Annotated in this window: 10 protein-coding genes; 4 read left to right on the forward strand and 6 right to left on the reverse strand. The window is 58.3% G+C overall.

The genetic code is table 11. The features are described 5' to 3' along the window. Positions 1-84 precede the first annotated feature (84 nt). On the forward strand, positions 85-1,104 hold the full coding sequence (locus tag LWH94_RS05190; RefSeq protein ID WP_232901463.1) for a class I fructose-bisphosphate aldolase: 1,020 nt from the start codon (positions 85-87) through the stop codon (positions 1,102-1,104). On the opposite strand, the gene LWH94_RS05195 is transcribed toward LWH94_RS05190, so the two are convergent. From LWH94_RS05195 to LWH94_RS05220, 6 genes are all read right to left on the reverse strand, one after another. Further along, the gene (locus tag LWH94_RS05195; RefSeq protein WP_232901464.1) at positions 1,101-2,078 is read right to left on the reverse strand and encodes a tRNA dihydrouridine synthase; all 978 of its coding nucleotides are present in this window, start codon (positions 2,076-2,078) and stop codon (positions 1,101-1,103) included. The genes LWH94_RS05190 and LWH94_RS05195 overlap by 4 nt on opposite strands. Positions 2,079-2,223: 145 nt before the next feature. Next, on the reverse strand, positions 2,224-4,395 hold the full coding sequence (gene katG / locus LWH94_RS05200; RefSeq protein ID WP_232901465.1) for a catalase/peroxidase HPI: 2,172 nt from the start codon (positions 4,393-4,395) through the stop codon (positions 2,224-2,226). Positions 4,396-4,696: 301 nt separating this feature from the next. Further along, the gene (gene htpG, locus LWH94_RS05205; RefSeq protein ID WP_232901466.1) at positions 4,697-6,589 is read right to left on the reverse strand and encodes a molecular chaperone HtpG; all 1,893 of its coding nucleotides are present in this window, start codon (positions 6,587-6,589) and stop codon (positions 4,697-4,699) included. 378 nt (positions 6,590-6,967) lie between these two features. Continuing rightward, positions 6,968-7,402 (reverse strand): PaaI family thioesterase, encoded by a 435-nt coding sequence (locus tag LWH94_RS05210; protein WP_022989169.1) that lies wholly within the window; start codon positions 7,400-7,402, stop codon positions 6,968-6,970. Then, entirely contained in the window at positions 7,399-7,869 is a 471-nt protein-coding gene (locus LWH94_RS05215) for a PaaI family thioesterase (RefSeq protein WP_232901467.1), read from the reverse strand. Before LWH94_RS05215 ends, LWH94_RS05210 begins: the two co-directional genes overlap by 4 nt. Before the next feature lie 18 nt (positions 7,870-7,887). Beyond that, positions 7,888-8,631 (reverse strand): DUF599 domain-containing protein, encoded by a 744-nt coding sequence (locus LWH94_RS05220; RefSeq protein ID WP_232901468.1) that lies wholly within the window; start codon positions 8,629-8,631, stop codon positions 7,888-7,890. Between the two features lie 190 nt (positions 8,632-8,821). Between LWH94_RS05220 and LWH94_RS05225 the strand changes: the two genes are divergently transcribed. The 3 genes from LWH94_RS05225 to LWH94_RS05235 all read left to right on the forward strand — a co-directional run bounded on the left by LWH94_RS05225 (position 8,822) and on the right by LWH94_RS05235 (position 11,992). Beyond that, complete coding sequence (locus tag LWH94_RS05225; protein WP_442914966.1) at positions 8,822-10,099, forward strand: M48 family metalloprotease; 1,278 nt, start codon at positions 8,822-8,824, stop codon at positions 10,097-10,099. Positions 10,100-10,259: 160 nt separating this feature from the next. Beyond that, the gene (locus LWH94_RS05230; protein WP_058340500.1) at positions 10,260-10,805 is read left to right on the forward strand and encodes a hypothetical protein; all 546 of its coding nucleotides are present in this window, start codon (positions 10,260-10,262) and stop codon (positions 10,803-10,805) included. Then, entirely contained in the window at positions 10,805-11,992 is a 1,188-nt protein-coding gene (locus LWH94_RS05235) for an iron-containing alcohol dehydrogenase (RefSeq protein ID WP_232901469.1), read from the forward strand. Before LWH94_RS05230 ends, LWH94_RS05235 begins: the two co-directional genes overlap by 1 nt. Positions 11,993-12,008: the final 16 nt, after the last annotated feature.

The raw sequence follows: 12,008 nt of genomic DNA on the forward strand, positions 1-12,008 counted from the left end.
TTAGCCCAGATCAAATACCACCGCGCAAATTACCGGCTACACTGAAAAGCACGTTTGATCACCACATCCTTCCACGGAGGTACCATGACCATTCAGGGCGACCTTATTACCACCATTGCCGACCTGGTGCAGCCCGGCAAAGGCATACTGGCTGCTGACGAGAGCACGCCCACCATCGCCAAGCGCTTCAAGGCGGTCGGTGTGGAGTCCACGGAAGCCACACGGCGCGAATACCGCAGCATTATTTTCTCCACGCCCGGCCTTGGCAAACACATCAGCGGCGTGATTCTTTACGACGAAACTCTGGAACAACTGAGCCTGGATGACGTCGCTATCCCCAAGCTGCTTGCCAGTCAGGGCGTTGTGCCCGGCATCAAGGTCGATCAGGGTAAAGGCCCGCTGGTGAATGCCCCGGGGGACGAGATTACCTATGGGCTGGATGGCCTGGCTGCAAGGCTGGAACACTACAAATCCATGGGTGCGCGATTTGCCAAGTGGCGGGATGTGTTCCATATCTCGGATACCCTGCCCTCGTTCCAGGCCATCAAATCCAACGCAGAGGTGCTGGCCCGCTATGCCGCTGTGTGTCAGTCGATGGGTATTGTGCCGATTGTTGAGCCGGAGGTACTGATTGACGGCAACCACACCATCGAGCGGGCTGCAGAGGTGAGCGAAGACGTGCTGCTGGAAGTATTCAAGGCCCTGCACCGGCACCGGGTGAACCTGGAATGCATGGTGCTGAAGCCCAGCATGGTGACGCCGGGCAAGGAAACCGGCAAAGCCACACCGGAACAGGTTGCCGAAGCGACACTGAGTGTGTTCCGGCGAGTGGTGCCAGCGGCCGTGCCGGGGATTTTCTTTCTTTCCGGTGGCCAGACACCTGAAGAATCCACCGAAAACCTCAACGCTCTGAACAGCCTGGGCTACCACCCGTGGGAGCTGAGTTTCTCCTACGGCCGGGCGCTGCAGGAGCCCGCCCAGAAAGCCTGGGCCGGAAGACTGGAGAACGCCGGGGCATCACAGGCGGCCATGAAAAAACGGGCCAGACTCAATGGCCTGGCCCGTTCCGGTGATTACACGCCCATGATGGAGAACGAGGGCTAGGCGGCGTTGGAGCTGCGCTGCGGCAGGTCAACCGGTTGATCCAGGCAGGCCAGCATCGGCGCCACTTCGCGGATTTTACGGGCCTGGGGCCACAGGGCTTCGGCTTCGGCAAAGCCCTGGCGCAGGTAGTTGAGCCATTGCTTGATGCGGCCGGTCACGTATTTGTCTTCCAGGCGGGTTTGCAGGGCGGAAGCGTATTCCCGCACCAGAACCACAGCCTCGGCCCAAGTCATGGATTCCAGTGTTTCACCGTTCTGGGAGGCTTTAATCTGTGCCGCCAGGTCTGGCCGGGCAATCAGGCCGCGGCCGATCATCACATCGTCGCAGCCGGAGACTTTCCGGCAGCGCCAGTAATCGTCCACAGTCCAGATTTCGCCGTTGGCGATGACGTGGCTTTTGACCGCTTCGCGTACCCTGGCGATTTCTTCCCAGTAGGCCGGCGGTTTGTAGCCGTCTACTTTGCTGCGGGCGTGAATCACGATTTCCGAGGCCCCGGCTGCTTCCAATGCCTGACCACAGGCCACACCCATGGAACGGTCGTCATAGCCCAGGCGCATCTTGGCGGTGACCGAAATATCCGCAGGCACGGCTTTACGAACGGCTGCGGTGATCTCATACATCAGCTCCGGCTCGCGCATCAGTACACAGCCGCCCTTATGCTTGTTCACGGTCTTGGCCGGGCAGCCGAAGTTGATGTCCACCTGCCCTGCTCCCAGCTCGGCGGCCTTGGCCCCATGACGGCCCATCATTTCAGCGTTGGAGCCCAGCAGTTGAACGGCCACGGGCGTGCCCACTTCAGTCAACGCGTTGTTGTAAAGTTCCGGGGCGTACTTGTAGAAAATCCGGGGCGGCAACATGCCGTGGGTCACGCGAATAAATTCCGTCACGCACCGGTCAATCCCGCCGACTTTGGTCAGGGTTTCACGGATGGGTGCGTCGACCAGCCCTTCCATCGGGGCAAGGATGATTCGCATGAAGGCTCCAGGAACTGAGAGAAGTGAATCAGAATGCGGCTGATCAAAAATCAGGCGGTGCGGATTGTAAGGAATTCGGGGGAAAATAGGTAGCCGGGCATCCCGAAACAGGACGCCCGGCTTATTCTACAACGTTACCGGTAGATTATGCCTGTACGTCGAAGCGGTCGTTGTTCATGACCTTGGTCCAGGCAGCGATAAAGTCCTTCACGAACTTCTCACCGTTATCGTCCTGGGCGTACACCTCTGCGTAGGAACGCAGGATGGAGTTGGAGCCGAACACCAGGTCTACGCGGCTTGCGGTCCACTTGGCCTGGTCGGTCTTGCGGTCACGGATCTCGTAGGTTCCGTTACCCACCGGCTTCCAGCTGTAGGCCATGTCGGTCAGGTTCACGAAGAAGTCGTTCGTGAGCTGGCCTTCACGGTCTGTGAACACACCGTGCTTGGTGCCACTGTGGTTGGTGCCGAGCACCCGCATACCGCCAACCAGAACTGTCATCTCCGGTGCCGTCAGACCCATCAGCTGGGCGCGGTCGAGCAGCAGCTCTTCCGGCTTCACGATGTAGTCTTTCTTCTGCCAGTTACGGAAGCCATCGGCTACCGGTTCCAGGTATTCGAAAGACGGCGCATCGGTCATCTCGTCGGTTGCGTCGCCACGGCCCTTCAGGAAGGGTACGCGAACATCGTAACCGGCAGCTTTCGCTGCTTTTTCGATACCCACGCTACCGGCCAGGACGATCACATCGGCCACGCTGGCACCGGTTTCGGCAGAGATCTGCTCGTACACCTTGAGCACCTTGCTCAGACGGGCCGGCTCGTTGCCTTCCCAGTCTTTCTGCGGAGCCAGGCGGATACGGGCACCGTTGGCACCGCCGCGCATGTCAGAGCCACGGAAGGTACGGGCGCTATCCCAGGCAGTGCTGACCATCTCGCTGATGCTCAGGCCGCTGTCTGCAATCTTCTCTTTCACCACTTCTTCGCAGTAGTCGGTGCTGCCTGCCGGTACCGGATCCTGCCAGATCAGGTCTTCTGCCGGCGCTTCCGGGCCGATATAACGGCTCTTGGGGCCCAGATCCCGGTGAGTCAGCTTGAACCAGGCACGGGCGAAGCAATCCTTGAAGTATTCCGGATCTGCCATGAACTTCTCGCAGATGGCGCGGTACTTCGGGTCCATCTTCATGGCCATATCCGCATCGGTCATGATCGGATTGTGGCGCTTGGACGGGTCGCTGGCGTCCAGCGGCTTGTCCTCTTCCTTCATGTTGATGGGTTCCCACTGCCAGGCACCGGCCGGGCTCTTCTTGAGCTCCCACTCGTAGCCGAACAGAAGGTCAAAGTAACCCATATCAAACTTGGTCGGATGGGTGGTCCAGGCACCTTCAATACCGGAAGTCACGGCATTGGCAGCCTTACCCTTCATGTTCGGGTTGCTCCAGCCAAAGCCCTGCTCTTCTACATCCGCCGCTTCCGGCTCGGGGCCGAGGGCACCTGCGTCACCGTTACCGTGACACTTACCAACTGTGTGGCCACCGGCTGTCAGGGCTGCGGTTTCTTCATCGTCCATCGCCATACGGGCAAAGGTTACGCGAACCTGTTCACCGGTCTTGATCGGATCCGGCTGGCCATTTACACCTTCCGGGTTTACGTAGATCAGGCCCATCTGAACCGCGGCAAGCGGGTTTTCCATGGTGTCTGGCTTATCGACGTCGCCGTAGCGCTCGTCAGACGGTGCCAGCCACTCTTTCTCGTTGCCCCAGTAGATGTCTTTTTCCGGGTGCCAGATGTCCTCACGGCCGAAGGAGAAGCCGTAAGACGGCAGGCCCATAGACTCATAGGCCACCGTACCAGCAAGAATAATCAGGTCTGCCCAGCTCAGTTTATTGCCGTACTTTTTCTTGATCGGCCACAGCAAACGGCGGGCCTTGTCGAGGCTGACGTTATCGGGCCAGGAGTTCAGCGGGGCAAAGCGCTGGTTACCCGTACCACCGCCACCACGGCCGTCCTGGATACGGTAGGTACCAGCGGCGTGCCACGACATACGAATCATCAGACCACCGTAGTGACCCCAGTCTGCCGGCCACCAGTCCTGGCTGTCTGTCATCAGGGCGTGCAGGTCTTTCTTGACGGCTTCAAAATCGAGTTTTTTGACTTCTTCCCGGTAGTCGAAATCTTCACCGAGGGGATTGGTCTTGCGGTCGTGCTGGTGCAGGATGTCGAGGTTGAGGGCTTCCGGCCACCAATTCATGACATCGCGATTTTCGGTGGAGTTGGCACCGTGCATTACCGGGCACTTACCACCAGAATTATTCTCAGACATAGCACTCTCCTGTTTTCGTCATTTAGACATTCGGTCTTTCTTATCAGGGCAACACTTAATATAGATCACTCACGTTTGCCTGCTTGAATCTTTCCTAACGCCAGCATAGTGCGTGACTATAAACGGCCCCTAAAGTTCCGGGATGTGAGGTCAAGATACGCCGGAACCATGATTAGTAACAATTAATTAGAAATAACCTGGCGAAAGATTTTATTTATCGAAAACATTTCTCATTGCCAACAAAAAAGGGGCGGTGATTTGCTCACCAGCCCCTTTTTCTCAACCACAGTAACGATCGCTATCAGTTCGCAAGTTCCAGCAGCAACCGGTTCAGGCGGCTGACATAGGCACCGGGATCTTTCAGCTGTTCACCGCTGGCCAATGTGGCCTGGTCAAACAGAACCGCAGACAGCTCCTTGAAGCGCTCCTCGCCCTGCTCGGTTTCCAGGCGCTGCACCAGCGGGTGGTCCACGTTGATTTCAAAGATCGGCTTGCTCTCCGGCACTTTCTGGCCGGCAGCTTCCATGATCTTCTTCATCTGGGCGCCCATATCGAACTGGCCAACCACCAGGCACGCCGGTGAATCGGTCAGGCGGTTGGTTACCCGCACTTCCTGCACCTGATCGTCCAGCACCTTCTTGATACGCTCCAGCAGGTCCTTGTGCTCCTTGGCCGCTTCTTCCTGGTGCTTCTTGTCTTCCTCGGTTTCCACTTCGCCAAGGTCCAAGTCACCACGGGCAACGTCCTGGAACTGCTTGCTGTCGTATTCGTTCAGGTAACCCATCATCCACTCGTCGATACGATCCGACAGGATGAGTACCTCGATGCCCTTCTTGCGGAACACTTCCAGGTGCGGGCTGCTCTTGGTGGCCGCGAAGTTGTCGCCGGTAATGTAGTAGATCTTTTTCTGGCCGTCTTTCATCCGGCCGATGTACTCGTCCAGAGAGACGTTCTGGGTCGACTCACCAGTGTGGGTAGAGGCAAACCGCAGCAAGCCGGCAATTTTCTCGCGGTTGCTGAAGTCTTCGGCCGGGCCTTCTTTCAGCACGGTGCCGAACTCGTCCCAGAAGCCCTGGTAGTCATCACCCTCTTTCTTGGCCAGCTTCGACAACATGTCCAGCACCCGCTTGGTCATGGCAGTGCGGATGCTCTCCACGGTGCTGTCGTTCTGCAGGATTTCCCGCGATACGTTCAGGGACAGGTCGTTGGAATCGATCACACCCTTGGCGAAACGCAGGTACAACGGCAGGAACTGCTCGGCGTCGTCCATGATGAATACACGCTGAACATACAGCTTCAGGCCACGGGGCGCTTCGCGGTTATACAGGTCAAACGGCGCACGCTTCGGGATATACAGCAGGCTGGTGTAGTCCAGCTTGCCTTCCACCTTGTTGTGGGACCAGGTGAGCGGGTCTTCGAAGTCGTGGGCGATGTGCTTATAGAACTCCTTGTACTCTTCGTCCTTGATCTCGGTACGGGGCAGCGTCCACAGGGCGGTGGCATCGTTGACCGTCTCATCTTCACCCTTCTTGTCCTCTTCCTCGGACTCGGCTTTCATCACGACCGGGAAGGAGATGTGATCAGAGTACTTCTTCACCAGGCTGCGCAGCTTCCAGCCATCCGCAAACTCTTTGTCTTCGGCTTTCAGGTGCAGCACGATTTCGGTACCGCGCTGCTCACGGCTCACCGGCTCGATGGTGAACTCGCCATCGCCCTTGGACTCCCAATGCACACCCTCTTCGACCGGTGCACCGGCACGGCGGGTGAATACATCTACCTTGTCCGCCACGATGAAGGCAGAGTAGAAGCCCACACCAAACTGGCCGATCAGCTTGCTGTCTTTCTTTTCGTCACCCGACAACTGCTTGAGGAACTCTGCAGTACCGGAGCGGGCGATGGTGCCAAGGTTGGCAATCACATCGTCACGGGTCATGCCGATGCCGTTGTCGGCAATGGTGATGGTGCCGGCGTCTTTGTCGTAATCCAGGCGGATTTTGAGTTCGGAATCGCCTTCGTAGAGTTTGTCGTCTTTCAGGGCGGCGAAGCGGAGTTTGTCTTCGGCGTCTGAGGCGTTTGAGATGAGCTCACGAAGGAAGATTTCCTTGTTCGAGTACAGAGAGTGGATCATCAGGTGAAGCAGTTGCTTCACTTCGGTCTGGAATCCTAGTGTCTCTTTGCTGGTTTCTACCGTCATGGCTTTGTTTTCTCCTGCTCGGGTTCTAACTTTTGGTGGAGCGGCCTGGGCCGGTAGGTTCTTCCAAAACACGCTGTGAATACGTCCATGTACGCTCTGCTCCGCCATCCATGGCTCCGCAAGGTTTTGGAAGAACCTACCGGCCCAGGCCACCCAACTTTTGAGTTGGTCCAGTGAAAGCACGATGTCTGGGCAAGTGGGTGGGGATGGCTTTCCGAAACCGTGCGGAGCCATGGATGGCGGAGCCCGAGCCGCACAGGGACGTCTCGAGGCGTGTTTCGGAAAGCCATCCCCACCCGCTTGCCTGCACCAATGCTGAAATTTCTTGAACCAGAGATGGGGGTCGACCGGGGCATTTCAACCCCGGCCAGAACCAATTCAGTCTTCGAGAAGGAAGTGCGCGCGGGCCGTGGCTATGGGCTGGGAACGGGATTTTTGCCAGGCGGTGATCATTACGTTGGCTACCCGGTTGCCCTGGCGGGTCAGGCGGCATTCGGCGTAGGTTTCACGGTTGAGACCGGCGCGCAGGTAGTCGAGGGAGAAGTCGACGATTCTGGGCATTCTGAAGGTGTCCTGGGACATCATCAGGTAGATCGCCGCAGACATTTCCATAAAGCCGCCAATCACGCCACCGTGGATGGCGGGCAGGATGGGGTTGCCGAGGTTTTCTTCTTTCTTGGGCAAGCGGAAAATCAGGTCGTCACCGAAGCGCTCGCACTGCAGGCCGATCCACTTGGCGTAGGGTACGGCGTCGAGCATTCTGGAGAAGTCGCCGCTTTCCCGGGTGTGCTTGAGGATTTCCGGGTCGGTCATTCGGCGCCTCCGGTGATCAGGTCGCGGTAGCTTTTAGGCGTGGCTTCTTTGCCGATGCGCATGAAGGTGCCCACGCAGTTGGCGATGGTTTCGCCGCCTTCCTGGTAGGCTTCGCAGCGGGTGAAGATGATGTTCTTGGTGATCTTGTAGGTTTCGGCCCGGGCGAAGACCGGTTTATGGGGTTCTGCCGGGCGCATGTAATCTACCCGCAAGTCCAGGGTCGGGCAGAGTTCGAATTCTTCCAGGGCGCAGATCATCACCGAGCCGGAGGTGGTGTCCATCAGGGTGGTGATGGCGCCACCGTGGATCACGCCGGTGTCAGGGTTACCGATGATTTTGTCGCTGTAGGGCAGCTCCATGACCAGGTAGCCTTCACCCGCTTCCCTTGCGGCCAGGCCGAGTTCCCGGGCCTGGTTGAGCGTGTTCAAAAACCGGTTCACCCGGTTAATTCGGGTTTCGTCATTCATTCAGGAAAATCCTGCAGGTCAGTTTTTCGTTTTTGCATCGTCACCCGTGCGGGCGGGGGTGGCTTCTTCAAATACTTTGCCGGCACGCAAGGATGCCAGCGCATCAGAGTGGAATTCCCTGCGGTAGAGCACGTATACCACCAGCGTCGCCGCCGCAATCAGGGCCAGCGGGTGTATGAACCAGGCCACCACGGCGAGCGCATAGTAATAGGAACGCAGGCCAAGGTTAAAGGTATCGCCCGCCTGGTTGCAGATGGCGCCGGCACTGCGGGCAAAGGCCTCCCTCGCCGCCGGGCTGGTTTTGCTGTCGTCGGGCATGGGGGCGCTGCCGATCATCACCGCCACGAAGTTGTACATGCGCATCGACCAGGTGAATTTAAAAAAGGCGTAAACAAACACCACCATCAGCACCACCAGCCGCAATTCCCAGATTTCCCGGGAGGGTACGGCCCCGAACGGCATGGTGGCGAACACTTCCATGGCTTCACTGGTGTAACCCAGTGCCGTGATGATACCCGCAAGGATCAGCAGGCAGCTGGAGGCAAAGAACGCGCCGTTGCGCTCGAGGTTACCCACCACAGAGGCGTCGGAGATGCGGTTGTCCCGCTTGAGCATCACCCTCATCCAGTCTTCCCGGTAGAGGTCCAGCGTGTTGGAGAGGCAAGACCGAGAATCCGCCCGGTTACGGGAGTACCAGGTATAGCCACCCCAGCAAGCCAGAAACCAGATCAGTGCCAGAAAATCCAGGTAATGCGTTGTCACAGGTAGCGGTATCCGGGCCAATTTCGGTGATTATTCAATGTGCTGATATGATACGCCAAGGGCGGTGGCCCGGCCACATCCCCGCCAGTACAGGCGAGGAAACCACCGCCTGGCTGTGCTATAAAAACAGCATCATGAATGGCCGGCCCCTGAACAGGACGTTGGTTGCTGACCCATCAAGGAGTAAAACGTGATATCCGGATCTCTCGCCCGTTTGTGTGTCGTTCTTTCTTTGCTGTTTGCCCTGGCGGGCTGCGCCGTGAATCCGGTGACCGGCAAGAAGCAGCTGTCCCTGATCTCGGAAAGCGAAGAACTCGCTCTGGGCGCAGAACAGTACACCCCTACCCAACAAACCCAGGGCGGTCAGTTCTATATTGACCCTGAGCTGACGGTGTACGTTCGGGAAGTCGGCATGAAGATGGCGCAGGTCAGTGATCGTCCGGACCTCCCCTACGATTTCGTGGTGCTGAACAACAGTGTACCCAACGCCTGGGCCCTGCCGGGGGGCAAGATTGCCATCAACCGGGGGTTGTTGGTGAAGCTTGAAGACGAAGCCCAGCTGGCGTCGGTACTGGGCCATGAAATTGTTCACGCTGCGGCCCGCCACAGCGTTCAGCGTATGCAGCAAGGCATGCTGATCAGTGCAGGCATGGCGGGAATCGGCATTGCGGTCTCTGACAATGAATGGGCAAGCCTGATTATGGGAGGCGCAGCCGTTGGCGCACAGCTGGCGCTGGCACGGTACAGCCAGGGCGACGAACTGGAATCGGATGCCTATGGCATCGAATACATGAAAGCGGCAGGCTATGATCCCCAGGCAGCCGTGGAACTCCAGGAAATTTTCCTTCAACTCTCCGAAGGCCGGGAGAGCAACTGGCTGAGCGGGCTGTTTGCCAGCCACCCGCCCTCCGCCCGTCGGGTGGAGGCGAACCAGCAACTGGTGCAGGAACTCGGTGGGGGCGGCTACCGGGGCCGGGACGTGTACCAGCGCCGGATTGCCAAAATCAAACAACTCCAACCCGCCTACGATGCCCACGACAAAGCCATGAAACTGGCGTCCGAGGGGGATTACGAGGCAGCCCTGGCTTCGGTAAACCAGGCCATTAAGGCAGAACCCCGTGAAGCCATGTTCTATGCCCTGCGTGGCCGCATCTACAAGGCACAGGACCAGGCTGAGAAAGCCCGTGCCGACTTCGACAAAGCCGTCTCGCTGTATCCGGAAATGTTCGAGTACCAGCTTTACAACGGCCTGAACGAGCTGCAACTGAACAACCTCACCAAAGCCCGCGAACACCTTGAACGGGCGAATCAGGTGGTGCCCACCTCTATCGCTTACCTGCGGCTGGGGGATATTTCCCGGCAGCAAGGGCGGAGAGACGAGGCGGTGCAATACTATGCAGCCGCTGCCGAAGCCGGTGGCGATGTGGGCGAGGAAGCCAAGCGTAAACTCGCCGCCATGACCAACTGACGGCAACGCCGCAAGCCCGGGAACCGGAGGCCACAAGCCTCCGGTTTTTTGTGCCCGGTCAATTTGCCAGCCTGACGCGGAGTTCGTGTCACTGAATGCATTGACTTCTAGAGCAATAACTCTAAAAATCACTGAAACCAACAACAACCGGATTGCGAACATGCTCCTCAAGCGACTCCAACCGATGATGTTTCAGGCCAGGCGTAATTATGTGGAACTGATGTTCCAGGTAATGGGCCGGGCACTGCAGGCGATCAGTGACGTAGACGAACCCACCCGCGAAGAAGTCCGCGCCCTGCCCGAAGGTTTTCTGTTCGAGATGCAGGTTATGCCCAACGGGCCGAAACTGATTGTGGAACACACCGGCGACGGCAAATTGCACTTTCACGGTGACACCGCCCCGCGCCCCGTGGACCTGTCTATCCAGTTCAAACACATGGCCCACGCGTTCCTGGTGTTGTCGTTCCAGGAGAAAACCTCTGTTGCCTTCGCCAACGATCGCATGCTGGTGGATGGCGATGTCAGCTACGCCGTGCGTATGACCCGGGTGCTGAACCGCCTTGAGTCGTTCATCCTTCCAAAACTCGTGGCACAGCGGGCGGTCAAGGAATACCCCGCAGACCTCCACCTGCCGGAGAAACTCATGAGCTCAGCCCGCATCTACCTGAAAGTTGCCACCCAATTTGTCGAGACAGTGAGAGCATAATGACTAACAAATACTACGAGTTCTTCTGCCCGGTAAAAGTGATTGCCGGTAAAGCCGCCCTGGAGCATATTCCGTACGAACTGACCGGACTTGCTGCCAAACGGCCGATGATTATTACTGACAAGGGTGTGCGGGCCGCCGGCCTGCTGGACCCGGTGATTGCAGCCTGTGAAGAGAGCGGGCTGGAGATTGTCTCTATCTATGACGATGTGCCGCCGGATTCCTCCACGACCGTGGTACGGGACATTGCCGCTGTTTATCGCAAGGAAAAATGCGACTCCATCATTGCCGTCGGTGGCGGATCCGCCATCGATACCGGAAAGGCCGTCAACATCCTGGTGTCCGAGGGTGGCGATGACATTGCCAGGTACACCGGCGCGGGCGTGCTCAAACATCCGCTCAAGCCCTTTTTCGTAGTACCCACAACTGCCGGCACGGGCTCCGAGGTTACCTCGGTGGCGGTCATTACCGACGAAAAGAAAGGCGTCAAGCTGCCGTTCACCTCCAGCTTCCTGCTGCCGAATGCCGCGATTATAGACCCGCGCATGACCCTGACGCTGCCGCCGCACATTACCGCCGCCACCGGCATGGACGCCCTTACCCATGCCGTTGAAGCCTTCACTTGCATGGCCAAGAATCCGTTAAGCGATGCCTACGCCACCGCCGCCATCAAGAAAATCAGCCAGTCCCTGCTGGCGGTGATGGACAACCCGAAAGACCGGGACGGCCGGTTAGAGCTGGCTCAGGCCTCAACCATGGCCGGTATCGCCTTCTCCAACTCCATGGTAGGGCTGGTGCACTCCCTGGGGCACGCCACCGGTGCCATCTGCCATCTGCCCCACGGCCTGTGCATGAGCTTGTACCTGCCGTACGTGCTGGAGTTCAACCTTGAAAGCATCCGTGAGTCTCTGGGCGAATTGCTGCTGTATCTGGAAGGCCCGGAGGTCTATTCTGCCACTCCGGCTTCCCGCCGTGCCGAAGCCAGCATCTCCGCCATCCGCAAGCTTCGTGATGCCCTGCACAAGCGCTGTGAGTTGCCCCGTACCCTGAAGGAAACCGGCAAGGTACTGGAAACCCAACTGGAGGCGATTGCCCGTCAGGCACTGGACGACGGCTCCATCATGTTCAACCCCAGAGAGGTGACCCTCGAGGACGCATTGAGCGTTCTCCGCCGGGCCTGGGCCTGAACACGGACTCAAAATC

The sequence above is a fragment of the Marinobacter sp. G11 genome (assembly GCF_021282325.1).
In the GTDB taxonomy this organism is placed as follows: Bacteria; Pseudomonadota; Gammaproteobacteria; order Pseudomonadales; family Oleiphilaceae; genus Marinobacter; species Marinobacter vinifirmus.

Coding starts and splice junctions, on each gene's coding strand:
- LWH94_RS05215 (WP_232901467.1), bottom strand. CDS start 7,869: ATGAATGACGAAACCCGAATTAACCGGGTGAACCGGTTTTTGAACACG.
- LWH94_RS05195 (WP_232901464.1), bottom strand. CDS start 2,078: ATGCGAATCATCCTTGCCCCGATGGAAGGGCTGGTCGACGCACCCATC.
- katG (WP_232901465.1), bottom strand. CDS start 4,395: ATGTCTGAGAATAATTCTGGTGGTAAGTGCCCGGTAATGCACGGTGCC.
- LWH94_RS05235 (WP_232901469.1), top strand. CDS start 10,805: ATGACTAACAAATACTACGAGTTCTTCTGCCCGGTAAAAGTGATTGCC.
- LWH94_RS05230 (WP_058340500.1), top strand. CDS start 10,260: ATGCTCCTCAAGCGACTCCAACCGATGATGTTTCAGGCCAGGCGTAAT.
- LWH94_RS05210 (WP_022989169.1), bottom strand. CDS start 7,402: ATGACCGACCCGGAAATCCTCAAGCACACCCGGGAAAGCGGCGACTTC.
- htpG (WP_232901466.1), bottom strand. CDS start 6,589: ATGACGGTAGAAACCAGCAAAGAGACACTAGGATTCCAGACCGAAGTG.
- LWH94_RS05190 (WP_232901463.1), top strand. CDS start 85: ATGACCATTCAGGGCGACCTTATTACCACCATTGCCGACCTGGTGCAG.